The 24,344-nt window shown below is 58.2% G+C and carries 19 protein-coding genes and 3 tRNA genes; 17 read left to right on the top strand and 5 right to left on the bottom strand.

What is annotated here, in order from left to right; translation table 11 throughout:
* Positions 1–71: 71 nt before the first annotated feature.
* The 3 genes from mscM to rsgA form a co-directional block, all read right to left on the bottom strand.
* Positions 72–3,398, bottom strand: a complete 3,327-nt coding sequence (mscM, locus tag HCK03_RS24155; protein WP_041143701.1) for a miniconductance mechanosensitive channel MscM — start codon at positions 3,396–3,398, stop codon at positions 72–74.
* Positions 3,399–3,418: 20 nt separating this feature from the next.
* Positions 3,419–4,348, bottom strand: a complete 930-nt coding sequence (asd, locus tag HCK03_RS24150) for an archaetidylserine decarboxylase (RefSeq protein WP_167692285.1) — start codon at positions 4,346–4,348, stop codon at positions 3,419–3,421.
* Between the two features lie 206 nt (positions 4,349–4,554).
* Positions 4,555–5,616, bottom strand: a complete 1,062-nt coding sequence (gene rsgA / locus HCK03_RS24145) for a small ribosomal subunit biogenesis GTPase RsgA (protein ID WP_041143703.1) — start codon at positions 5,614–5,616, stop codon at positions 4,555–4,557.
* A 94-nt stretch (positions 5,617–5,710) separates the two neighbouring features.
* On the opposite strand from rsgA, the gene orn reads away from it, so the two are divergent.
* On the top strand, positions 5,711–6,256 hold the full coding sequence (gene orn, locus HCK03_RS24140) for an oligoribonuclease (RefSeq protein WP_167692284.1): 546 nt from the start codon (positions 5,711–5,713) through the stop codon (positions 6,254–6,256).
* Between the two features lie 51 nt (positions 6,257–6,307).
* Here the strand turns inward: orn and HCK03_RS24135 are convergent, their stop codons facing one another.
* The gene (locus HCK03_RS24135; RefSeq protein ID WP_167692283.1) at positions 6,308–7,039 is read right to left on the bottom strand and encodes a transporter substrate-binding domain-containing protein; all 732 of its coding nucleotides are present in this window, start codon (positions 7,037–7,039) and stop codon (positions 6,308–6,310) included.
* Between the two features lie 287 nt (positions 7,040–7,326).
* Between HCK03_RS24135 and HCK03_RS24130 the strand changes: the two genes are divergently transcribed.
* The 3 genes from HCK03_RS24130 to HCK03_RS24120 all read left to right on the top strand — a co-directional run bounded on the left by HCK03_RS24130 (position 7,327) and on the right by HCK03_RS24120 (position 7,663).
* Positions 7,327–7,402: transfer RNA gene (locus HCK03_RS24130), tRNA-Gly, on the top strand.
* An 86-nt stretch (positions 7,403–7,488) separates the two neighbouring features.
* Positions 7,489–7,564, top strand: a tRNA-Gly gene (locus tag HCK03_RS24125).
* Positions 7,565–7,587: 23 nt separating this feature from the next.
* Positions 7,588–7,663 (top strand) — tRNA-Gly (locus HCK03_RS24120).
* 271 nt (positions 7,664–7,934) lie between these two features.
* On the opposite strand, the gene queG is transcribed toward HCK03_RS24120, so the two are convergent.
* Complete coding sequence (queG, locus tag HCK03_RS24115; protein ID WP_115193744.1) at positions 7,935–9,074, bottom strand: tRNA epoxyqueuosine(34) reductase QueG; 1,140 nt, start codon at positions 9,072–9,074, stop codon at positions 7,935–7,937.
* A gap of 13 nt (positions 9,075–9,087) precedes the next feature.
* Between queG and nnr the strand changes: the two genes are divergently transcribed.
* The 13 genes from nnr (at position 9,088) to rnr (ending at position 24,305) form a co-directional block, all read left to right on the top strand.
* Positions 9,088–10,599 (top strand): bifunctional ADP-dependent NAD(P)H-hydrate dehydratase/NAD(P)H-hydrate epimerase, encoded by a 1,512-nt coding sequence (gene nnr / locus HCK03_RS24110; protein WP_167692282.1) that lies wholly within the window; start codon positions 9,088–9,090, stop codon positions 10,597–10,599.
* Positions 10,592–11,050 carry a tRNA (adenosine(37)-N6)-threonylcarbamoyltransferase complex ATPase subunit type 1 TsaE gene (gene tsaE, locus HCK03_RS24105; protein ID WP_041143708.1) on the top strand — a complete coding sequence of 153 codons (459 nt, stop codon included), beginning with the start codon at positions 10,592–10,594 and terminating at the stop codon, positions 11,048–11,050. The genes nnr and tsaE overlap by 8 nt, the downstream gene beginning before the upstream one ends.
* Before the next feature lie 11 nt (positions 11,051–11,061).
* Entirely contained in the window at positions 11,062–12,399 is a 1,338-nt protein-coding gene (gene amiB, locus HCK03_RS24100; RefSeq protein ID WP_041143709.1) for an N-acetylmuramoyl-L-alanine amidase AmiB, read from the top strand.
* A 10-nt stretch (positions 12,400–12,409) separates the two neighbouring features.
* On the top strand, positions 12,410–14,275 hold the full coding sequence (mutL, locus tag HCK03_RS24095; protein WP_167692281.1) for a DNA mismatch repair endonuclease MutL: 1,866 nt from the start codon (positions 12,410–12,412) through the stop codon (positions 14,273–14,275).
* Positions 14,268–15,218, top strand: coding sequence for a tRNA (adenosine(37)-N6)-dimethylallyltransferase MiaA (miaA, locus tag HCK03_RS24090; RefSeq protein WP_045853364.1), 951 nt, complete (start codon positions 14,268–14,270; stop codon positions 15,216–15,218). Before mutL ends, miaA begins: the two co-directional genes overlap by 8 nt.
* A gap of 92 nt (positions 15,219–15,310) precedes the next feature.
* Positions 15,311–15,619: an RNA chaperone Hfq gene (gene hfq, locus HCK03_RS24085; RefSeq protein WP_041143712.1), complete on the top strand. Its 309-nt coding sequence runs from the start codon at positions 15,311–15,313 to the stop codon at positions 15,617–15,619.
* 195 nt (positions 15,620–15,814) lie between these two features.
* Positions 15,815–17,095, top strand: coding sequence for a ribosome rescue GTPase HflX (hflX, locus tag HCK03_RS24080; RefSeq protein ID WP_041143713.1), 1,281 nt, complete (start codon positions 15,815–15,817; stop codon positions 17,093–17,095).
* Positions 17,096–17,160: 65 nt separating this feature from the next.
* Positions 17,161–18,417, top strand: a complete 1,257-nt coding sequence (hflK, locus tag HCK03_RS24075) for an FtsH protease activity modulator HflK (RefSeq protein WP_041143714.1) — start codon at positions 17,161–17,163, stop codon at positions 18,415–18,417.
* A gap of 2 nt (positions 18,418–18,419) precedes the next feature.
* The gene (gene hflC, locus HCK03_RS24070; RefSeq protein ID WP_041143715.1) at positions 18,420–19,424 is read left to right on the top strand and encodes a protease modulator HflC; all 1,005 of its coding nucleotides are present in this window, start codon (positions 18,420–18,422) and stop codon (positions 19,422–19,424) included.
* A gap of 220 nt (positions 19,425–19,644) precedes the next feature.
* On the top strand, positions 19,645–19,842 hold the full coding sequence (locus tag HCK03_RS24065) for a DUF2065 domain-containing protein (RefSeq protein WP_041143716.1): 198 nt from the start codon (positions 19,645–19,647) through the stop codon (positions 19,840–19,842).
* A gap of 102 nt (positions 19,843–19,944) precedes the next feature.
* Entirely contained in the window at positions 19,945–21,243 is a 1,299-nt protein-coding gene (purA, locus tag HCK03_RS24060; RefSeq protein WP_041143717.1) for an adenylosuccinate synthase, read from the top strand.
* 150 nt (positions 21,244–21,393) lie between these two features.
* Positions 21,394–21,819 (top strand): nitric oxide-sensing transcriptional repressor NsrR, encoded by a 426-nt coding sequence (nsrR, locus tag HCK03_RS24055; RefSeq protein ID WP_041143718.1) that lies wholly within the window; start codon positions 21,394–21,396, stop codon positions 21,817–21,819.
* Between the two features lie 38 nt (positions 21,820–21,857).
* A complete protein-coding gene (rnr, locus tag HCK03_RS24050) occupies positions 21,858–24,305 on the top strand; it encodes a ribonuclease R (protein WP_041143719.1) in 2,448 nt (815 codons plus the stop codon).
* Positions 24,306–24,344: the final 39 nt, after the last annotated feature.

The raw sequence follows: 24,344 nt of genomic DNA, 5'->3' as shown, positions 1-24,344 counted from the left end.
GAGTCTCTCTTCGACCATCCCGGGTCAGAGAGCGGACCTAGCCGGCGCACGAGCCGCCGGCCAGGTTGAACCTACAGGCTGCCCGCCGTGCGGCTGGATTTCCCTGCTGAGGTCATTGCTCTGCTGCTCTTCCTGCCGTCAATGCTCTCCAGACGCATCTGGAACGGTGGGAACGGCATATCGATACCGTGTTCGCGATAGCCTGCCAGAATCAGCTTATGGATCTCGTGGCGCAGCGGCATGCGGTGACCCATCTCGGCGGCGTAAATACGCAGCTCGAAAATCTGAATCCCCTGCTGCAGATCGACGAGGAAGGCCTCCGGCGCTGGCGTATCGATAACCAGCGAACAGCGGTGGGCGGCGTTAATCAGGATCTGCGTAACCTCTTCGGTATTCGCATCCGCCGGGGCCGGCACCGTCAGCACCACGCGGGTGACGGAGTCAGACAGCGACCAGTTGATAAACTGCTCGGTGATGAACGCCTTATTCGGCACGATAATCTCTTTCCGGTCCCAGTCGCTGATGGTCGTGGCGCGGGTGTTGATGCGGGTGATGCTGCCGGTCAGATCGCGGATGGTCACCGTATCGCCAATACGTATCGGCTTTTCAAAGAGAATAATCAGGCCCGAGATAAAGTTGGCAAAGATCTCCTGCAGGCCAAAACCGAGGCCGACGCCGAGAGCCGCTACCAGCCACTGCAGCTTCGCCCACTCAATGCCAATCATCGAGAAGCCCACCAGGCCGCCAATCAGCATCAGCAGGTATTTGGTAATGGTGGTGATCGCGTAGCCGGTGCCCGGCGTGAGGTCCAGGTGCTGCAGAATCGCCAGCTCCAGCAGGGCAGGGAGGTTGCGCACCAGCTGGGTGGTGATAATCAGCACCAGAATCGCGATCAGCACTGCTCCAAGCGTAATCGGCTCGATGCTTTCAACGCCCTGTACCGTCGAGGTCGCGTCCCACAGCGAGATATTCTCGAGGAAGCCAAACGCCGAATGGATTTCTGACCACAGGACGATCACCGAGACCAGGGCGACCAGCATCAGCAGCGAGCGTACCAGCCGCAGCGACCGGATACTGATCGCATCGAGATCGATTTCACTGACTTCGATTTCCGCAGACCCTTCAGGGCTGCTGGAGTGCGCGGCCTCATCTTCGCCGCGCGCGCGTTGGGCCAGAATTTCTGCCCGGCGATGCTTGGCGCGATCGAAGGCCAGCCGGCGGCGCTGGATCAGCATCCATCGGCGGATGATGTGATAGACCACGAGCAGTAAGAACCAGATCGCCACCGACGTTTCCAGCCTGGCCAGCAGCGCCTGGGCGGTCGCCAGGTAGCCAATGGCCGCCGCCAGCATGGCAATCAGCGGCGCGCCCAGCAGCAGGTTCCACAGCATGCGGTTAACCATATTATCGCCGCTTCCCGACTTATCGAGATACAGCGGAATACCGGCATGCTTGAGGCTCAGGGTGACCAGCGCCAGCGCCCCGCAAATCAGCAGGAAGCACAGGCGGCCGAGGGAGGCCGAGAACTCACGGTCGTTGAGGTTATCGAACATGATCAGCGCAATAATCAGCGGGACGATCAGCCCGATGCTCATCAGGTAGTAGCGCATGGCCTTGGTGACCCGGCTACGCGGCCAGCCGAAGTGGGCGATAAACAGGCCGTTCGGACGCGCAAAGGTCGCGCAAACCATCACCACCCACAGCAGCGGCACCGTGGCGGTGACGCTTTCGCCGATGGCGACCGCCAGCGGGAAGGGCCAGGCGGACTGCAGGCCATAGCCGAGCGTCATCCACAATACCGGCAGCGGCGAGGCCACCAGAATCGACCAGAACACGGTGCGCAGGGTGAGCCAGAAATGATCCTGGGTTACTTTGCCCACGCGGGCGCTGGAACGCTCCAGGAAGCGGGTGAAGTGGCGACGCGAGCTGATGCTGAAACCGACCAGAATCAGCGCGCCAAACAGCGGCAGCAGCGTCTCCTTGCTGGTTAACATCATCGCGCTGGCTTTGCCGAGCTGGCTAACGGTGTCGAGAGAGACCAGGCGGCGCAGATCGTGAGCAATTTCCAGCGGCCATGAAAAACCGATAGGGCTGACGTCCGAGGTCCAGAACAGATAGCGGTGGGTCGCTTCGTTCATCTCTTTCAGGGCGTCCTCAAGCTGACCGTTGGCCACCTTGAGCTTGGTCAGCTCCAGAATCAGCGTATCGCCGCCCTGCAGCAGCGAGTTGAGCAGCTCGCTTTGCGTGCGCAGCTGCGCCTCAAGAATGCGATTCTGCTCGCTGGTCAGCTCCTGGCCGTCGGCCTGGCGCAGCTGGCGGAGCTGCGTCTGGCTGCCGAGCAGGTCCTCAAAGCGCAGCCGCTGCACCCGCAGCTGGGCCATCTCGGTATCCAGCTGCTGGGGTTTTGGTGTCTCCGGCAGGCGGGCGACCTGGGCGCGTAGCGCTTCGCCCAGCAGGCTGGAGGCGCCCAGCCACTGCGACTGCTCGCGTAGCGTATTGAGCGCCTGGCGAACCTGGAGCGTCTGGTTGGAGGCCTGACGCTGCTGGGAAGCCACCAGGTCCATGCGCTGAGCCTGCTGGTTCAGGGCCTGCGACAGCTCGCGGTTAATTTTAAACTGCGCCATCAGCTCCGGCGGCAGGTTTTCGCTGTTCTCCGCCAGCAGCTCGGTGCTTTCCAGCGCCTTTTCGGCTTCGCGCTGGCGCTGGCTGTTGAGCTGATTACGCAGAGCCTGCAGGTAGCCGTCGAGCAGCTTGCTCTGTCTTTGCGCCAGATCGGCGCGCATGCGCGACAACTCCTGGCGATTGTTGGCGGAGAGCTGCGCCAGATCCAGCTCGTTGACCAGCGCCTTCAGGCGCGCGGATTCCGCCTGCAGGCTGAGATTTTGCGCCTGCGCCAGCGGGGTATTGCTGGTCTGCGTGCCAACGCGGCGCTCAACGTCGTTCAGCTGACGGCGGGCGTCGGTTTGCTGCTGCGGAAGCTGGTTTAGCGAATCGGCGATATCGCGGGCGCGCTCCTGCTCCTGCTGGGCCTGACGGCTGGCTTCGAGCAGCTGGCTGCTGACCTGCAGGATTTCCTGATTCAGGGCATCGGTGGAGAGCGTCGTTGATACCTGGCGCGGTTCATCGGCCAGGTTGTTGATCTGCGAGCGCAGGGTCTGGAACAGCTTGGGGAAGTTATCGATAACCTGCTGGTACTGGCGCGTGCGCTCGAGGGAAGCGCTACGCTCCTCGAGCGCGTTCAGCGCGGACTGCAGCGCTTCAACGGTACCAGGCTGGGCGGGTTTTGCCGCCTTCGCCTGTTCCAGTTCCTGAGCTATCTGTTTAGCGTCGGGGGCTGTCGCTGCGTACGCCCCCAGACTGAGGCTCCAGGCCAGCAGGAAAATATATATCAGGCGCACGGCATAACCCTTTTTTTCAGCTATTGACCTTCGTCTTGCGAATCGTCGCCCAGAATGCTGGCGGCGCCTTCGGTCGTGGACATGGTCTCAACGGCGGTCGCCAGCGGCTGACCAAGCTTAGTGACGGAGAGGTTCTGCAGCTCCTCGAGTAGCTTAACCTTGCCCGGCGCAAACAGGTTGATCACCGTCGAACCGAGCTTGAAGCGACCCATCTCCTGGCCTTTCAGCAGGGCAATGGAGCCTTCATTGTCGCCCGCCGGCCAGGTCCAGCGCTTAATCACGCCTTCACGCGGCGGAGTCACGGTACCGGACCATACGGTTTCAATGCTGCCAACGATGGTCGCACCGACCAGAATTTGCGCCATCGGACCGAACTCAGTATCGAACAGGCAGATGACGCGCTCGTTGCGGGCGAACAGATTCGGCACGTTCTGCGCGGTCAGGTGGTTAACGGAGAACAGATCGCCCGGAACGTAGATCATTTCGCGCAGAATACCGTTACACGGCATGTGGACGCGGTGGTAGTCACGCGGCGACAGATAGGTGGTGGCGAAGTTACCGTTGCGGAACAGCTCTGCCATCTGGTAGTTGCCGGCCAGCAGCGCTTCCAGGGTGTAGTTGTGGCCTTTGGCCTGCAGGATTTTATCGTCTTCGATAGCGCCCAGCTGGCTAATGGCGCCATCGGCAGGCATCACCAGCACGTTCGGGTCGGTGTTGAGCGGACGCGCTTCATCACGCAGTGGGCGCACAAAGAAATCGTTAAAGGTGCGGTAGCTGGCGGTATCGGGCTTCTGCGCCTCTTTCATATCGACCTTGTAGCACTTCACGAACAGGTCGATGACCAGCTTCGTCAGCCAACCCGCTCGTTTGCTCGCACCCCAGCCTGCGAGGCGGGTAAGCCACAGTTTAGGCAGAATGTATTGCAGCGAAAGTTTCAGATCGTTTAACAAGGTAGCCTCCAGGCCATTATTTATCGTTCCTGACCCCCGCAACGCGTCGGGGATCTGAAAAAAGGGTCGATTCTATACCTAAACTCATCCGGGCTGCATCTCGGCGGCCGGTCTGCGAATCCCCGGCAGCATTGCCGGGGAGACGTGCGTCGCCAGCGCAGAGGCAGGCTGAAGGATGAAGCGTATAGCGATGCTCAGCTTAAATGTCAGTCATCGGATGATGAAAAGCTTTTACGCGTTTTTACCTGCACTTCGTTCATGCTTTCCAGAATACGGTGGTAGTTTTCAAAACGGCGCGCGTTGATGCTGCCGTTTTCAACCGCTTCGCGAATCGCGCAGCCCGGATCGGTATCATGCTTGCAGTCGCGGTATTTGCAACGGCCTAAATAATCGTGAAATTCGACAAAACCGTGGGTGATTTGTTCCGCATCAAGATGCCAGAGGCCAAATTCACGCACGCCGGGGGAGTCGATCACGTCGCCGCCGTGCGGGAAATGGTAGAGGCGCGCGGCGGTGGTGGTGTGCTGGCCGAGGCCCGAGTTGTCCGAGACGTCGTTGGTCAGGATCAGATCGTCACCCAGGCCCAGCAGCGCGTTCAGCAGGCTGGATTTCCCCACCCCTGACTGTCCGGCAAAGATGCTGATGCGGCCGGTGAGGGCCTCTTCAAGCGGCTTCAGCCCGTCCTGGGTCCGGCTCGATACCATCAGCACGGGATAGCCAATTTTGCGGTAGATATCCATCTGCTCGTTGACGAACGCTAAGGCGTCCTCGTCCAGCAGGTCAATCTTGTTAAGCACAATCAGCGGCTCGACGTCCAGCGCTTCGCTCGCCACCAGATAGCGGTCAATAATGTTTAACGACAGCTCCGGTAAAATCGCGGAAACGATGACTATCTGATCGATGTTGGCGGCGATGGGCTTCACGCCATCATAGAAATCCGGACGCGTCAGGACTGAGGTCCGCTCGTGCACGGCCTCAACGATACCTTTTACTCTAACGCCGTCAGCGGCGTCTTTGCCCGGGCGCCAGACCACGCGGTCGCCGGTGACCAGCGAACGGATTGTCCGGCGAATGTTGCAGCGGTGAACGCCACCGTCAACGGATTCAACGTCGGCATGCATGCCGAAGCGGCTAATGACGACGCCTTCGGAGGTCTCGCCAAACAGATTGTCATCGTAGTCGGCCTTCTCCGAAGTCGTTTTCAGGCGGCGCTGGTGGTTGGCCTTCACGCGGCGCTGTTGGCCTTTGGAGAGTTTATTTTTACTCAATCGAACTGGCTCCTGGTCGCCCTGTAGGGGCAAAACCTCTATGATACACGCTATTTTAGATGAATATAGTCACGCAAGAAGGGTGGAAAATAGCATGAGTGCAGATGAAAACAACCTGATTTGGATCGATCTTGAAATGACGGGGCTGGATCCGGAGCGCGATCGCATTATCGAAATCGCCACCCTGGTGACCGATGCAAACCTGAACATTCTGGCGGAAGGGCCGACCATTGCGGTACACCAGTCTGACGCGCAGCTGGCGCTGATGGACGAGTGGAACGTGCGCACGCATACCGGCAGCGGGCTGGTGGAGCGCGTCAAGGCCAGCACCCAGGGCGATCGCGAGGCCGAACTGGCGACTATCGAATTCCTCAAGCAGTGGGTACCCGCGGGTAAATCACCGATTTGCGGCAACAGCATTGGTCAGGACCGCCGCTTTCTCTTTAAGTACATGCCCGAGCTGGAAGCGTACTTTCACTACCGCTACCTCGACGTCAGCACCCTAAAAGAGCTGGCGCGCCGCTGGAAGCCGGAAGTCCTCGATGGCTTTAAAAAGCAGGGCACCCATCAGGCGATGGATGACATTCGCGAATCGGTGGCGGAGCTGTCCTACTACCGCGAGCACTTTATCAAGCTGTAACGTTAAGCTCTTATCGTGCCGCTGGGATCACAGGCCCCGGCGGCAGGCCAGCTATTTAAACCACTTCTGCTCCATTTGCCCGAATTCCGGGGAGGCCTTGACGACCTCCAGCGCGGCATTCAGCGCGTTGAGCAGTTCCGGGTCATCCTGACGCACCGCGATCGCCAGCTGCTTACCATAATATTTGGCGTCGGTTGCCTGCTCGTCGATGATGGCGTAGTCAGGATTCTCCTGCAGCCACGTCTCGGCGCCGGCGCGATCGCTCATTACCCCGTTAACGCTCCCCTCTTTCAGCGCGCTGAACGCGGCGGCATCGCTCTCGTAAGCGACGACGCTCACCTGTTTTTGCTTATCGTGCAGGTAGCGCTGATGAATGCTGCCTTTAGCGACGCCAATCTTTTGACCCTTCAGGTCAGCAAAACCCTGGGCGCTATTCTTTGCGCTGACAACCACGCCGGAGAGCTGCTGGCGATAGGGCTGAGTGAAGGCGACCCGCCTTTCGCGCATCGGGACGATCTCAATGCCGGCGATGATGGCGTCGAATTTCTTAAAGCGCAGCGCCGGGATGAGGGTATCGAAGCTTTGCGGCGTAAACGTGCACTCGGCCTGCATCTGTTTACAGAGCGCCCGGGCAAGATCGATATCAAAACCGGCCGGCTGATTTTTCGCGTTGACGGTTTCAAAGGGCGGATTGGCCGTCGTAGTGCCAAAATGCAGCGTCGTTGCCGATGCCGTTCCCATAGCTAGCGTGATCAGCAGCAGGACGGAGAGCGTCTTTTTCATTTTAATTTCCCTGTTTGTCATTGTTGTTGACCGTCTATGGGGTGATCATACCCGCAGAGCGGGGCGATTTTGCGCCTTTAACAAGGTCGGAAAAAGTTATTTTGCCTTATACGCTGCTTATTTATACAATTCAGGGCGCTATCTGGCGATAAAACGTCCATTCAGACAAAAATAGAAAAAAAGTGCTCGCAGGGGGGTTGCAGCTAAATCGAATTCTCGTATAATGCGCCTCCCGTGACGAAGCAGAAATGCAAATCACGACGCCATAGAAATATGGCAAGAAGTACGCGGGAATAGCTCAGTTGGTAGAGCACGACCTTGCCAAGGTCGGGGTCGCGAGTTCGAGTCTCGTTTCCCGCTCCAAAATTTGAAAGGCACTATCCTAATCACAGGATTTCGGCTTGCGGTAAAGCTACTCAGGTAGCGGCAGGTTGAAAGACGAAGATTAAGCGGGAATAGCTCAGTTGGTAGAGCACGACCTTGCCAAGGTCGGGGTCGCGAGTTCGAGTCTCGTTTCCCGCTCCAAATTTGATAGTTACCACACCCAAGCGGGAATAGCTCAGTTGGTAGAGCACGACCTTGCCAAGGTCGGGGTCGCGAGTTCGAGTCTCGTTTCCCGCTCCAAATTTCTTCCTCATACTCAATTTATCCACAGTGCAATAGCGCGCCGGGGATGCCTTCCGTTGAATACCGGAAAATACTGTAAACAGAGTTATCCACAGGTTAAATGCAAACGACGCGTTGCGGAAAAACTTCGACTTTTGAATAGTATCAATTCATCTCATTGAAATTTAACGATAAAATTTCATTTCAAAGTGTTAATACGATCACTTGACGTTCGTGTGCATGTTGAAACGCAATGTGTTTTTGTTTTTATTCACAGCCTGTGAATGAATCAGGCGTCTCGCGGAAGACCTTTTTCGACCACCCTGACCAGCCGCTGTTTCTTCGGCAACTGCACCTCAACCGCGCCGGCGCTACGCCTGGCGATTTGCTGATCTATTGCCCACTCGATATGCTCATCGAGAAGCGGGTGCTCGCCCCGGCGGCTTTCCAGCGCCTTGAGATGCGCTTCATCCCACGGCGCATTTCCCAGCGCCACGGCAATATTGCGTAACCAGCGCAGATGGCCGATGCGGCGAATTGCCGATCCTTCGGTCACCTTCAGAAAATGACTCTCACTCCAGGCAAACAGCTCCACCAGCGGCGGGGCATGCAGCGCTTTGCGCGGGCTGAAATCCTCTTCATCGGTAAGCTGGGAAAAGCGGTTCCACGGGCAAATCAGCTGGCAGTCGTCGCAGCCGTATATGCGGTTGCCGATCAGCGGGCGGAACTCGACGGGGATCGCGCCTTCCAGCTCAATGGTCAAATAGGAGATACAGCGGCGGGCGTCGACGGTATAGGGCTCGACGATGGCGCCGGTCGGGCAGATCGTCATGCAGGCGACGCAGCGCCCGCACTCTTCGGCGACCGGACGATCGACGGGCAGGGGAATATCCACCAGCAGCTCGCCGAGGAAAAAGAACGAGCCGGCGTCGCGGTTAATAATCAGCGAGTGCTTGCCCGTCCAGCCAAGGCCCGCTTTTTCCGCTAAAGGACGCTCCAGAACAGGCGCGGAATCGACAAACGGTCTAAAATTCAGCGAAGCACACTGTTCCTGGATCATCTCACCGAGTTTTTTCAGGCGGTTACGTAGCAGCTTATGATAATCACGCCCAAGGGCATAACGGCTTACGTAGCCAAGCGCGGGATCTTTCAGGGTGCGGGCAAAAGCGGCATTCGCGGGCAGGTAGTTCATCCGTACGCTGATGACGCGTAACGTACCGGGAAGAAGCTCATGAGGGCGCGCGCGCATCATGCCGTGGCGCGCCATCCACTCCATCTCTCCGTGGTACTGTTTGTCCAGCCATGCCTGCAGTTTGGGTTCGCTGACGCTGAGATCGGTATCGGTAATACCCACCTGCTGGAACCCGAGTTCAGTGCCCCATTGCTTGATTTGTTGCGCTAACTTATTGAGATCGAGGGGCTGTAACATGATGGACCATACAATGACGAAAAACCCTGTCAGTATACCACACTTCATCTGCCCTGCAGAGGCGCTCCGGCGGGCGGAAAAAGAGGCTGCCGATAGCCTCGGGCTGACCCTCTTTGAGCTCATGCGCCGGGCCGGCGAAGCGGCTTTCCAGCTGGCGCGCGGCCGCTACCCTGGTAGCCAGAACTGGCTGATTCTTTGCGGCCACGGCAACAACGGCGGCGACGGCTACGTAGTTGCACGCCTGGCGCAGGCGGAAGGGATTGAGGTGACGCTGCTGGCGCTGGAGAGCGAGAAGCCGCTGCCGGAGGAGGCGCACGCCGCACGCGAAGAGTGGCTCAACGCCGGCGGGACGATCCACGCGGCGGATATCGCCTGGCCGGAAGCGATCTCGCTGATTATTGACGGACTGCTGGGCACCGGCCTGCGCAGCGCCCCGCGCAGGCCTGCCGCCGAGCTTATCGCGCGCGCCAATGCGCATCCGGCGCCGATAGTCGCGCTGGATATCCCCTCCGGGCTCCATGCGCAGACCGGAACCACGCCGGGAGCGGCGATCCACGCGGCGCACACGCTAACGTTTATCGCCCTCAAGCCGGGGCTGCTGACCGGTAAAGCCCGCGACGCGGTGGGTCAGCTGCACTACCACTCCCTGGGCCTCGACGGCTGGCTTGCCGGACAACGGTTCCCGCTGGCGCGCTTTGATGCCTCGCAGCTGGCGGGCTGGCTGCCGGCGCGCCGCGCGACCTCCCATAAAGGCGATCACGGCAGGCTGGCGATCGTTGGCGGCGACCGCGGCACCGCTGGCGCCATCAGGATGGCCGGAGAAGCGGCGCTGCGGGCGGGAGCGGGGCTCGTGCGGGTGTTGACTCATCCGGAAAATATTGCCCCGATTATTACCGCCAGGCCGGAGCTGATGGTGGATGCGCTCACGCCGCAGAGCCTCGATGACAGCCTGCAGTGGGCTGATGTGGTGGCGATCGGGCCGGGACTCGGTCAAAGCGAATGGGCGACGCGGGCGCTACGCCAGCTGGAGAGCTTTACGAAACCGATGGTGTGGGATGCGGATGCGTTGAACCTGCTGGCAATCAATGCCGATAAACGTCACAATCGCGTGCTGACGCCACACCCCGGCGAAGCCGCCCGCCTGCTTGACTGCAGCGTGGCAGAAATTGAAAGCGATCGCTTACATTCTGCTCAACGTCTGGTAAAACGTTATGGTGGCGTGGTTGTGCTGAAAGGCGCGGGGACGGTGGTGGCCAGTGAAGCAGGCGAGATGGGTATTATCGATGCCGGCAATGCCGGTATGGCCAGCGGCGGAATGGGCGATGTGCTCACCGGCATTATTGCCGCTCTGTTAGGGCAAAAGCTGACGCCGTATGATGCTGCCTGCGCCGGTTGCGTGGCGCACGGCGAAGCCGCAGACCGACTGGCTGCCAGAGATGGCACCCGTGGGATGCTGGCGACCGATCTCTTTTCCACGCTCAGGCGTGTTGTTAACCCGGATGTGATTGACGTAGACCATGATTAACCGAGTGATTCCTTTACCCGACGAGCAGGCAACCCTGGACCTTGGCAACCGCATTGCACGGCTCTGCACGGGCGCCACGGTCATCTATCTGTATGGCGATTTAGGCGCGGGTAAAACTACCTTCAGCCGCGGCTTTTTACACGCACTCGGCCACCGCGGGAATGTCAAAAGTCCTACCTACACGCTGGTGGAGCCGTACACCCTCGAAAACCTGATGGTGTATCACTTTGATCTCTACCGCCTGGCGGACCCCGAAGAGCTCGAGTTTATGGGGATCCGCGACTATTTTACTGACGATGCTATCTGCCTGGTTGAATGGCCGCAGCAGGGCGCGGGCGTGCTGCCCGAGCCGGATGTCGAAATTCATCTTGAGTATCAGGCACAAGGGCGTGAGGCGCGCGTAACGGCAGTCTCCTCATTGGGTGAGTCTTTACTGGCGCGTTTAGCCTGAAGGATCGCGGGATGAAATATCGCATAACCCCCTGGCTGGCCGCTGCGCTGATGCTGTTTAGCATGCAGACCCTTGCGGCAAGTTTATCCGATATCCAGGTCTCTAACGGAGATCGGCAGGCCCGTATTACCATTAGCTTTATCGGCGATCCCGAATACTCCTTTAGCCCGCAGGGCAAACGCACGGTGGCGCTGGATATCAAGCAGACCGGCACCCTGCAGGGATTACCGCTGCTGTTTAGCGGCAGCAACCTGGTGAAAAGCATTCGCGCGGGCGCCGCGCAGGATACCCAGTCTCTGCGCCTGCTGGTGGACCTGACGGAAGACGGGAAAACCCGCGCGGTGAAGCAGCAAAACGGCTCTAATTATACCGTGGTGTTCACGATTAACGCCGACGTTCCGCCGCCGCCTCCACCGCCTCCGGCGGTCGTGAAGCGGGTGGAGACGCCGACGATCGCCCCACGTCCGGTGCCGGTGGCGCCGGCGCGCAACCCGTTTAAGTCATCCGGTAACGAACGGCAAACGGTGATGACCGAGAGTCAGCCCGTGACGCGGCCGGCCGCGCGCGCGGTGGCGACGGACGATAAGGTCATTATTGCGATCGACGCCGGCCACGGCGGCCAGGATCCGGGCGCGATCGGCCCGGATGGTACCAAAGAGAAGAACGTGACGATTGCGATTGCCCGCAAGCTGCGTACGCTGCTGAACGCCGATCCGCTGTTCAAGCCGGTGCTGACCCGCGACGGCGACTACTTTATTTCGGTGATGGGTCGTTCTGACGTCGCCCGTAAGCAAAATGCCAACTTCCTGGTGTCGATTCACGCCGATGCGGCGCCGAACCGTGACGCGACCGGCGCGTCGGTATGGGTGCTGTCTAACCGTCGCGCCAATAGCGAAATGGCGGGCTGGCTTGAGCAGCATGAGAAGCAGTCCGAGCTGCTCGGCGGCGCGGGCGACGTGCTGGCGAACAGCCAGTCGGACCCCTACCTGAGTCAGGCGGTGCTGGATTTACAGTTCGGCCATTCCCAGCGCGTCGGGTATGATGTGGCGACTAACGTATTGAGCCAGCTGCAGCGGGTCGGCGATCTCCACAAGCGCCGTCCTGAACACGCCAGCCTTGGCGTGCTGCGTTCGCCGGATATTCCGTCGATCCTCGTCGAAACCGGCTTTATCAGCAACACCGGCGAAGAGCGGCTGTTGGCCAGCGACAACTATCAGCAGCAGCTTGCCGAAGCGATTTATAACGGTCTGCGTAATTACTTTATGCAGCACCCGCTGCAATCAGCCCCGCGCGGCGAGCCCGCACAAACGGCCAGCGCCGCGTCGCCTGGCAGGACGTTGATAAATTAAGGAGTCAGTCATGCCGATTCAGGTTCTGCCGCCGCAGCTCGCCAACCAGATTGCCGCAGGGGAGGTGGTGGAACGTCCGGCGTCGGTGGTTAAGGAGCTGGTCGAAAACAGCCTTGATGCCGGCGCGACCCGAATTGATATTGATATCGAACGCGGCGGCGCGAAGCTTATCCGCATTCGGGACAACGGCTGCGGCATCAAAAAGGACGAGCTGGCGCTGGCGCTGGCTCGCCACGCCACCAGTAAAATTGCCTCTCTTGACGATCTGGAAGCCATTATCAGCCTTGGCTTTCGCGGGGAAGCGCTGGCCAGTATCAGCTCGGTGGCGCGGCTGACCCTGACCTCCCGCACGGCGGAGCAGCAGGAGGCCTGGCAGGCCTACGCCGAAGGGCGCGATCAGGACGTGACCGTCAAGCCAGCGGCGCACCCGGTCGGCACCACGCTGGAAGTGCTGGATCTGTTCTATAACACCCCGGCACGCCGCAAGTTTATGCGTACCGAAAAGACGGAATTCAACCACATCGATGAAATCGTCCGCCGCATCGCGCTGGCGCGTTTCGACGTCACGATTAATCTCAGCCATAACGGCAAGGCGATGCGCCAGTATCGCGCCGTACCCGCGGGCGGACAGCGCGAGCGGCGGCTGGGGGCTATCTGCGGTACGCCGTTCCTTGAGCAGGCGCTGGCGATTGAGTGGCAGCACGGCGATCTGACCCTCAGCGGCTGGGTGGCCGATCCGCTGCATACCAATCCGGCGCTGGCGGAGATCCAGTACTGCTACGTCAACGGCCGTATGATGCGCGATCGGCTGATCAACCACGCTATTCGCCAGGCCTGTGAAGATAAGCTCGGGGCCGATCAGCAGCCGGCTTTTGTCCTGTACCTTGAGATTGACCCGCACCAGGTGGATGTCAACGTCCACCCGGCGAAGCATGAAGTGCGTTTTCACCAGTCCCGGCTGGTCCATGATTTTATCTATCAAGGGGTGCTCAGCGTTCTCCAGCAGCAGCTCAGCGCGCCGCTGGCGGGAGAGGATGAGGGCCAGCCGCCGCGTCTGCAGATACCGGAGAATCGGATCGCGGCCGGCGCTAACCATTTTGCTCAGCCGGTTTCCGCACGAGAGCCAGCCGCCGCGCGCTACGGCCGCGAAACGCCGCGCGAGCCTTCCAGCTCGTCTGGCGGAGGCGGCGCCGGCTGGCCGCACGCGCAGCCGGGATACCAAAAGCAGCAGGGGGCCCTGTATCGTCAGCTGCTCGAGACGCCGGCCGCCGAGCGTAAAAGTAGCGCCCCGGCGCCCGCGGCGGAAGGTTTATCCGGGCACAGCCAAAGCTTTGGCCGCGTGCTGACCATCGTTGAGGGTGATTGCGCGCTGCTGGAGCGCAACGGCAGGCTGGCGCTTCTGGCGCTGCCGGTGGCCGAACGCTGGCTGCGTCAGGCCCAGCTGACGCCCGCCGGGGAGCCGGTATGCGGACAGCCGCTGCTGATCCCGCTGCGGCTAAAGGTCTCGGGCGCGGAAAAGGACGCGCTGGCGAAAGCGCAGGCGGCGCTGGTGACTTTGGGTATCGATCTGCAGTCAGATGCGCAGCATTTAACGGTTCGCGCGGTGCCTTTACCCTTAAGACAACAAAATTTACAAATCTTGATTCCTGAACTGATAGGCTACCTGGCGCAGCGAAACGCATTTGACGTCGGTGACATCGCGCAGTGGATCGCGCGCAATCTGGCGAGCGAGCACGCGCAGTGGAATATGGCGCAGGCGATTAGCGTGCTGGCGGACGTAGAGCGTTTATGTCCGCAGCTGGTAAAAGCTCCGCCGGGTGGCCTGTTACAACCCGTTGACCTGAATTCGGCGATGAATGCCCTGAAAGATGAGTGATGTAACTGAGGCGAGCCTGCCTAAGGCAATATTTTTAATGGGCCCAACGGCCTCCGGTAAAACGGCGCTGGCCATTGCTTTGCGTAAAATTTTACCGGTAGAGTTGATTAGTGTCGATTCCGCCCTTATCTATCGTGGAATGGACATTGGTACGGCCAAGCCGGATGCGGCAGAGCTGAGCGCAGCGCCGCATCGACTGCTGGATATTCTCGACCCGGCAGAGGCTTACTCCGCGGCGGACTTTCGTCGCGATGCGCTGGCAGAAATGGCGGATATCGTCGCTGCCGGGCGTATTCCGCTACTGGTTGGCGGAACAATGTTGTATTTCAAAGCGTTGCTGGAAGGGCTTTCGCCGCTACCGTCGGCAGATCCCGAGGTCAGAGCAAAGATTGAGCAACAGGCAGCAGAGCAGGGGTGGCACGCACTGCACCGGCAGCTACAGGAGATCGATCCCGTCGCCGCCGCGCGTATTCATCCAAATGATCCGCAAAGACTTTCCCGAGCACTGGAAGTTTTTTTCATTTCGGGTAAAACTTTAACGGAACTGACGCAAACGTCGGGAGACGCTCTGCCGTACAAGGTGCATCAGTTCGCCATCGCCCCGGCGAGCCGGGAACTGCTCCATCAGCGCATAGAACAGCGTTTTCATCAGATGTTAGCTTCGGGTTTTGAAGCAGAAGTACGGGCGCTATTTGCCCGCGGAGATTTGCATACGGATATGCCTTCCATTCGTTGTGTAGGATATCGCCAGATGTGGTCATACCTTGATGGCGAGATCCCGTATGATGAAATGGTTTATCGAGGTGTTTGCGCCACGAGACAGTTAGCCAAGCGTCAGATAACCTGGTTGCGCGGCTGGGAAGATATTCACTGGTTAGACAGTGAACAACCTGAACAGGCGCTCAACAAAGTATTACAGGTAGTTGGTGCGAGCCAGGACTGAACGTGTACAATTAAACGGTATCGTGCGTAATTTTTTTTAAGAATCGTAAGGTTCTGAGTACAAAACAAGCATACATATAAGGAAAAGAGAGAATGGCTAAGGGGCAATCTTTACAAGATCCGTTCCTGAACGCTTTGCGTCGGGAACGCGTTCCGGTTTCTATTTATTTGGTGAATGGTATTAAGCTGCAAGGGCAAATTGAGTCTTTCGATCAGTTCGTGATCCTGTTGAAGAACACGGTCAGCCAGATGGTCTACAAGCACGCAATTTCTACCGTTGTTCCGTCTCGCCCGGTGTCTCACCACAGCAATAATGCTGGCGGCGGTACAAGCAACTATCACCACGGTGGTAGCGCGCAGGGTTCTTCTGCGCCGCAGCAAGACAGCGAAGACGCCGAATAAGGTTAATGCTGTTTTTCCAGGCGGGGAGCCAGATTTTACTCTATGAGTTTGGGTTGCAGAAAGGCGGTATGTAGTGAATCCCCAGGCGTTTACAGCCGTAAATGGCTGGGGTAAACGAGTAAGGCCAATACTCACGCAGCCAGAAAGACCACGAGTGACTCTGTTCCCCGCTGGTATTTTAGAAGGGGTTTACGCTTGTTTGACCGTTATGATGCCGGTGAGCAGGCGGTGCTGGTACACATCTATTTTTCGCAAGACAAAGATATGGAAGACCTTCAGGAGTTTGAATCCCTGGTCTCCTCTGCCGGTGTCGAAGCAATGCAGGTGATTACCGGTAGCCGTAAAGCACCGCACCCGAAATATTTTGTTGGTGAAGGTAAGGCTGTCGAAATTGCGGAAGCCGTAAAAGCGACTGGCGCGTCGGTCGTGCTGTTCGATCATGCCCTGAGCCCAGCCCAGGAACGCAACCTGGAGCAGCTGTGCGAATGCCGGGTTATCGATCGTACAGGACTTATTTTAGATATTTTCGCCCAGCGAGCGCGCACCCACGAAGGGAAACTGCAGGTTGAGCTGGCGCAGCTGCGCCATATGGCGACGCGCCTGGTACGCGGCTGGACCCACCTTGAAAGACAGAAGGGCGGGATTGGTTTGCGTGGCCCGGGTGAAACCCAGCTCGAGACTGACCGTCGACTGCTGCGTAACCGCATTATGCAGATCCTCGGGCGGCTGGAAAAAGTATCAAAGCAGCGTGAACAGGGACGGCGGTCACGAGCCAAAGCCGATATTCCCACCGTGTCGCTGGTGGGGTACACCAACGCCGGGAAATCAACGCTGTTTAACCAGATAACCGAAGCTGAGGTTTACGCGGCGGACCAGCTGTTCGCGACTCTGGACCCGACGCTGCGCCGCATCGACGTCACTGACGTAGGTGAAACCGTGCTGGCGGACACCGTAGGCTTTATTCGTCACCTGCCGCACGATTTGGTCGCCGCGTTTAAAGCCACGCTGCAGGAGACGCGTCAGGCGACGCTGCTGCTGCACGTGATTGACGCAGCCGACGTCCGTCTGCAGGAAAACATTGATGCCGTGAATACGGTTCTCGCTGAAATCGAGGCCGATGAGATCCCTGTGCTGCTGGTGATGAACAAAATCGACATGCTTGACGATTTTGAACCGCGTATCGACCGGGATGAAGAGAATAAACCGATTCGGGTCTGGCTTTCTGCGCAGACCGGAGTTGGGGTACCGCTGCTTTTTCAGGCTTTGACGGAACGGCTTTCCGGTGAAGTGGCTCAGCACACGCTGCGCTTACCGCCGCAGGAAGGGCGACTGAGAAGTCGGTTCTATCAGCTTCAGGCGATAGAAAAAGAGTGGCTGGAGGATGACGGCAGCGTGAGTCTGCAGGTGCGCATGCCGATCGTTGACTGGCGTCGCCTCTGTAAACAAGAGCCAGCGCTGGTTGATTACGTGATTTGACCTTGCAGCTTGCCTGAAGATATTAACCCCTGTGGGGATATCAAAAACAAATATGGAGCATATACATGGCGTGGAATCAGCCCGGTAATAACGGACAGGACCGCGACCCGTGGGGGAGCAGCAATAACCAAGGCGGCAACTCCGGGGGAAATGGCAATAAAGGTGGTCGCGAGCAGGGGCCGCCCGATCTGGATGATATCTTCCGCAAGTTAAGTAAAAAACTTGGCGGTCTCGGCGGCGGCAAAGGGGGACAGGGAGGCGCTAGCGGCTCTCAGGGACCTCGCGGGCCTATGGGCGGACGCATTGTCGGCATCGTTGCCGCAGCCGCCGTTATTATCTGGGCAGCCAGCGGTTTCTATACCATCAAGGAAGCGGAACGTGGTGTGGTGACTCGCTTTGGTAAATTCAGCCATCTGGTTGAGCCGGGTCTTAACTGGAAGCCAACCTTTATCGATAACGTTCAGGCAGTCAACGTTGAATCGGTACGTGAACTGGCGGCTTCTGGCGTCATGCTGACGTCTGATGAAAACGTCGTGCGCGTTGAGATGAACGTGCAGTATCGGGTAACCGATCCAGAACGCTACCTGTTTAGCGTTGCCAGCGCCGACGATAGCCTGCGTCAGGCAACCGACAGCGCCCTGCGCGGCGTTATCGGCAAGTACACCATGGACCGTATTCTGACTGAAGGCCGTACCGTGATTCGTAGCGATACTCAGCGCGAGCTGGAAGAGACGATTCGCCCGTACGACATGGGTATTACCCTGCTGGACGTCAACTTCCAGACGGCACGTCCGCCGGAAGAGGTGAAGGCCGCGTTTGATGATGCGATTGCCGCGCGTGAGAACGAGCAGCAGTACATCCGTGAAGCCGAAGCTTATACCAACGAAGTGCAGCCGCGAGCTAACGGTGCAGCGCAGCGTATCCTCGAAGAGGCGCGTGCGTACAAGACTCAGACCGTTCTTGAAGCTCAGGGTGAGGTCGCGCGCTTTGCGAAGATCCTGCCTGAGTACAAAGCCGCGCCGGAGATTACCCGTGAGCGTCTGTATATCGAAACCATGGAAAAAGTGCTGAGCCATACCCGCAAAGTGCTGGTTAACGATAAGGGCGGCAATCTGATGGTTCTGCCTCTGGACCAGATGCTGAAAGGCGCCGGTACGCCGGCAGCAAAGGGCAATAGCAGCGGTGCGAACGATCTGCTGCGCCTGCCGCCTGCTTCCAGCTCAAGCAGCGCCAGCACCACGTCGACCACTACGGATGGCAACATTATGGACCAACGTCGCGCTAACGCGCAGCGTAACGACTACCAGCGTCAGGGGGAATAACGATGCGTAAACCTGTAATTGCGATTATTGCCATCGTGCTGGTAGTGCTTTACATGTCTATCTTTGTGGTTAAAGAGGGCGAGCGCGGTATTACGCTGCGTTTTGGTAAGGTACTGCGCGATAGCGAAAATAAACCGCTGGTCTATTCGCCGGGTCTGCACTTCAAGATCCCGTTCATTGAGTCCGTGAAAACGCTCGATGCGCGTATTCAGACCATGGATAACCAGGCCGATCGCTTTGTTACCAAAGAGAAGAAAGACCTGATCGTCGACTCCTACATCAAGTGGCGTATCAGCGACTTCAGCCGTTACTATCTGGCTACCGGCGGCGGCGACGTCTCCCAGGCCGAGGTGCTGCTGAAGCGTAAATTCTCTGACCGTCTGCGTTCTGAGATTGGTCGTCTGGACGTGAAGGATATCGTAACCGATTCCCGCGGTCGTCTGACGCTGGAAGTGCGCGATGCGCTGAACTCCGGCTCAGCGGGCACCGAAGATGAAGTCAGCACGCCGGCCGCTGACGACGCTATCGCCAAAGCGGCGGAGCGCGTATCGGCAGAAACTAACGGCAAGGTTCCGGTTGTTAACCCGAACAGTATGGCGGCGCTGGGTATTGAAGTCGTCGACGTACGAATCAAGCAGATCAACCTGCCGGCCGAAGTCTCTGAAGCGATTTATAACCGTATGCGCGCTGAGCGTGAAGCGGTTGCCCGTCGCCACCGTTCACAGGGCCAGGAAGAGGCTGAGAAGCTGCGCGCTACCGCGGACTATGAAGTGACCAAGACGCTGGCTGAAGCCGAGCGCCAGGGCCGCATCATGCGTGGTGAAGGCGATGCAGAGTCGGCCAAGCTGTTTGCCGATGCGTTTAGCCAGGATCCGGGCTTCTATGCCTTTATCCGTAGCCTGCGCGCCTATGAGAACAGCTTCCAGGGTAACCAGGATGTGATGGTTCTCAGCCCGGACAGCGATTTCTTCCGCTACATGAAGTCACCTGACTCCGCTCGCAAATAAGCGATTTAGTCAGCGAAAAGGCGCCTTGAGAAAGGCGCCTTTTTTATATTTTTAATTCCAGAAATAACTCTTAACACAATGTGTTATACGTTTTTTCTGCAAAAAAAGTGCATAATCAACGCGAAATGCCGGACAATATGCAACACGGGCAAAAAGCATCATGACTCAGTCCCTGATGCTCTGCGGCGATGCGGGTTTCGTTTCTCTCTAAAGGTTAATCATGAACTCAACAATCTGGCTGGCACTGGCGCTGGTTTTAGTACTTGAAGGGCTGGGTCCGCTGCTTTATCCGCGCGCCTGGCGTCGAATGATCGCCACAATGAGCCAGTTGCCGGATAATTTATTACGCCGTTTTGGCGGCGGTCTTGTGGTTGCCGGGATAGTCATCTACTACATGTTGACGAAATCACTGGGCTGATCAAAAAATGGCCAGACCTGGCTGATATTGAGTGCAAAAAGTGCTGTAACTCTGAAAAAGCGATGGTAGAATCCATTTTTAAGCAAACGGTGATTTTGAAAAATGGGCAACAACGTCGTCGTACTGGGCACCCAATGGGGTGACGAAGGTAAAGGGAAGATCGTCGATCTCCTGACTGAACGGGCTAAATATGTTGTGCGCTACCAGGGTGGTCACAACGCAGGCCATACTCTCGTAATCAACGGTGAAAAAACCGTCCTGCATCTTATTCCATCAGGTATTCTCCGCGAAAATGTCACCAGCATCATCGGTAACGGTGTTGTGCTGTCTCCGGCTGCGCTGATGAAAGAAATGAAAGGACTGGAAGACCGTGGTATCCCTGTCCGTGAGCGTCTGCTGCTGTCCGAAGCCTGTCCGCTTATCCTCGATTATCACGTTGCGCTGGACGTTGCGCGTGAAAAAGCACGCGGTGCGAAAGCTATCGGTACCACCGGTCGCGGCATCGGGCCTGCTTACGAAGATAAAGTCGCTCGCCGCGGTCTGCGCGTGGGTGACCTGTTTGATAAAGCCACCTTCGCTGACAAACTGAAAGAAGTGATGGAATATCACAACTTCCAGCTGGTGAACTTCTACAAAGCGGAAGCGGTTGATTATCAAAAAGTCCTTGATGACGTGATGGCGATTGCCGACATCCTGACGGCGATGGTTGTAGACGTCTCCGATCTGCTGGATCAGGCGCGTCAGCGTGGCGACTTCGTGATGTTCGAAGGCGCGCAGGGCACTCTGCTGGATATCGACCACGGTACCTATCCGTACGTAACCTCCTCCAACACCACCGCAGGTGGCGTGGCAACCGGCTCCGGCCTGGGTCCGCGTTATGTGGATTACGTTCTGGGTATCATCAAAGCTTACTCTACTCGCGTAGGGGCAGGTCCGTTCCCGACCGAGCTGTTTGATGACATCGGCGAGTTCCTGTGCAAGCAGGGTAACGAATTCGGCGCCACTACCGGCCGTCGTCGTCGTACCGGCTGGCTGGATATCGTGGCGATCCGTCGCGCGGTGCAGATCAACTCCCTGTCCGGCTTCTGCCTGACCAAGCTGGACGTGCTGGACGGCCTGAAAGAAGTTAAAATCTGCGTAGCTTACCGTCTGCCGGACGGCCGCGAAGTGACCACCACTCCGCTGGCAGCCGACAACTGGGAAGGCATTGAGCCGATCTACGAAGTCATGCCGGGCTGGTCCGAAACCACCTTCGGCGTGAAAGAGCGCAGCGGCCTGCCGCAGGCGGCGCTGAACTACATCGCGCGTATTGAAGAGCTGACCGGCGTACCGGTTGATATTATCTCTACCGGTCCTGACCGTACCGAGACGATGATTCTGCGCGACCCGTTCGACGCATAATTATCTCCAGGGGCGCCGATTGGGCGCCCCTTGTTTTTGCTGCCTACCCGCCCCATTTCAAATAAATTAGCGGCCTGTGCGTCGGCTGGTTTATCATCAATATAGTCATACCCTGCGGATTCACCGCTTTTCCCTTACCCTGAGGTTGCTGTGCAGTTAACGAGTTTCACTGATTACGGATTACGAGCGCTTATCTACATGGCGTCGCTACCGGATGGCCGAATGACGAGTATCTCCGAAGTGACGGAGGTCTACGGCGTGTCGCGTAATCATATGGTAAAAATAATCAATCAGCTGAGTCGCTCTGGTTACGTTATGGCAGTGCGGGGAAAGAACGGGGGGATCCGCCTCGGTAAGCCGGCAAAAACGATTCGTGTAGGTGACGTGGTTCGCGACCTTGAGCCGCTATCGCTGGTCAACTGCAGCAGCGAATTTTGCCACATTACTCCCGCGTGTCGCCTGAAACAGGCGCTTGCAGAAGCGGCGCAAAGTTTTCTTAAGGAACTTGATAACTACACGCTGGCTGATTTGGTTGAAGAGAATCAACCGCTTTATAAATTATTACTGGTGGAGTGACGTAAACTCTCATCAGAGATGACAACGGAGGAACCGACATGTCACAAGATCCTTTCCAGGACCGCGAAGCTGAAAAGTATGCGAATCCAATCCCTAGCCGGGAATTTATCCTCGATCATTTAGCAAAACGTGAAAAACCGGCCAGCCGAGACGAGCTGGCGATAGAACTGAATATCGAAGGCGATGAGCAGTTAGAAGGGCTACGCCGCCGCCTGCGCGCCATGGAGCGCGACGGGCAGCTGGTGTTTACCCGCCGTCAGTGCTACGCCCTGCCGGAGCGTCTTGACCTGCTCAAAGGCGTGGTTATCGGCCATCGCGATGGCTTTGGCTTCCTGCGCGTCGAGGGGCGTAAAGACGACCTGTACCTGTCGTCTGAGCAGATGAAAACCTGTATTCATGGCGATCAGGTGCTGGCGCAGCCGCTGGGCGCGGACCGTAAAGGCCGCCGCGAAGCGCGTATTGTGCGGGTGCTGGTGCCAAAAACCAGCCAGATCGTCGGCCGCTACTTCACCGACGCCGGCGTGGGCTTCGTGGTCCCTGACGACAGCCGCCTGAGCTTTGATATCCTGATCCCGCCTGAAGAAGTCATGGGCGCGCGGATGGGCTTTGTGGTGGTCGTTGAACTGACCCAGCGCCCGACCCGTCGCACGAAAGCGGTGGGCAAAATCGTTGAGGTGCTGGGCGATAACATGGGCACCAGCATGGCGGTCGATATGGCGCTGCGCACCCATGAAATCCCTTACACCTGGCCACCAGAGGTGGAAAAACAGGTCTCCGTGCTCAAAGAGCAGGTGCCGGAAGAGGCGAAAATCGGCCGCGTTGATTTACGCGATCTGCCGCTGGTCACCATCGATGGTGAGGACGCCCGCGACTTTGATGACGCGGTTTACTGCGAGAAGAAACGCGGCGGCGGCTGGCGCCTGTGGGTCGCCATTGCCGACGTAAGCTACTACGTGCGTCCCGGTACGCCGCTGGACGGCGAAGCGCGCAGCCGCGGCACCTCGGTCTACTTCCCTTCGCAGGTGGTGCCGATGCTGCCGGAAGTGCTCTCTAACGGCCTGTGCTCGCTGAACCCGCAGGTCGATCGCCTGTGCATGGTTTGCGAAATGACGATTTCGTCAAAAGGCCGTCTGACCGGCTACAAATTCTATGAAGCGGTAATGAGCTCGCACGCGCGCCTGACCTATACCAAGGTATGGCATATGCTGCAGGGCGACGGCGAGCTGCGTGAGCAGTACGCGCCGCTGGTGAAGCATATCGAAGAGCTGCACACCCTTTACAAAGTCCTCGATAGCGCGCGCGAAGAACGCGGCGGCATCTCCTTTGAAAGTGAAGAAGCGAAGTTCATCTTTAACGCTGAACGCCGCATCGAGCGTATTGAGCAGACCCAGCGTAACGACGCCCATAAGCTTATCGAAGAGTGCATGATTCTGGCGAACATCTCCGCCGCTCGCTTCGTTGAGAAGGCGCTGGAGCCGGCCCTGTTCCGTATCCACGATAAGCCAACCACTGAAGCGATCACCGCTTTCCGCACGGTCCTGGCGGAGCTCGGTCTGGAGCTGCCTGGTGGCAACAAGCCGGAGCCGCGCGACTACGCCGAGCTGCTGACCTCCATCGCCGATCGTCCTGACCACGAGATGCTGCAAACCATGCTGCTGCGCTCGATGAAGCAGGCGGTCTACGATCCGGAAAACCGCGGCCACTTTGGCCTGGCGCTGCAGTCCTACGCGCACTTCACCTCGCCTATCCGCCGCTATCCTGACCTGTCGCTGCACCGCGCCATTAAGTATCTGCTGGCGAAAGAGCAGGGGCACAAAGGCAACAGCACTGAAACCGGCGGCTGGCACTACAGCATGGAAGAGATGCTGCAGCTGGGCGCGCACTGTTCGATGGCCGAACGTCGTGCCGACGAAGCGACCCGCGAGGTCTCTGACTGGCTGAAGTGTGACTTTATGCTGGATCAGGTGGGCAACGTCTTTAAGGGCGTGATTGCCAGCGTCACTGGCTTTGGTTTCTTCGTCCGCCTGGACGAGCTGTTTATCGACGGCCTGGTGCACGTGTCATCTCTGGATAACGACTACTACCGCTTTGACCAGGTTGGGCAGCGTCTGATCGGCGAGTCCGGCGGTCAGACCTATCGACTGGGCGATCGCGTGGAAGTCCGCGTGGAAGCGGTCAATATGGACGAGCGTAAAATCGACTTCTCGCTGATCTCCAGCGAACGCGCCCCGCGCAACGTCGGCAAGACCGAGCGTGAGAAGGCGAAAAAGTCGAACGCCGGCAAACCTTCCGGGCGTCGTCGCCAGGCCGGTAAGCAGGTCAACTTCGAGCCGGATAGCGCCTTCCGCAAAGAGAAAGGCAAGTCTCAGCCCCAGGCTGCCCAGCCTAAAGGCGAGAAAAAAGCGAAGAAGCCGTCGACCAAAACACAGAAAATAGCTGCCGCAACCAAAGCGAAGCGCGCGGCGAAAAAGAAAACCGCTGAGTAAGCGGGCATCAATCTTACAGGCCGGTACATCCGGCCTGTA

It is taken from the genome of Klebsiella terrigena (assembly GCF_012029655.1).
Taxonomy (GTDB): domain Bacteria; phylum Pseudomonadota; class Gammaproteobacteria; order Enterobacterales; family Enterobacteriaceae; genus Klebsiella; species Klebsiella terrigena.
This window is presented reverse-complemented; position numbering and strand designations above follow the sequence as displayed.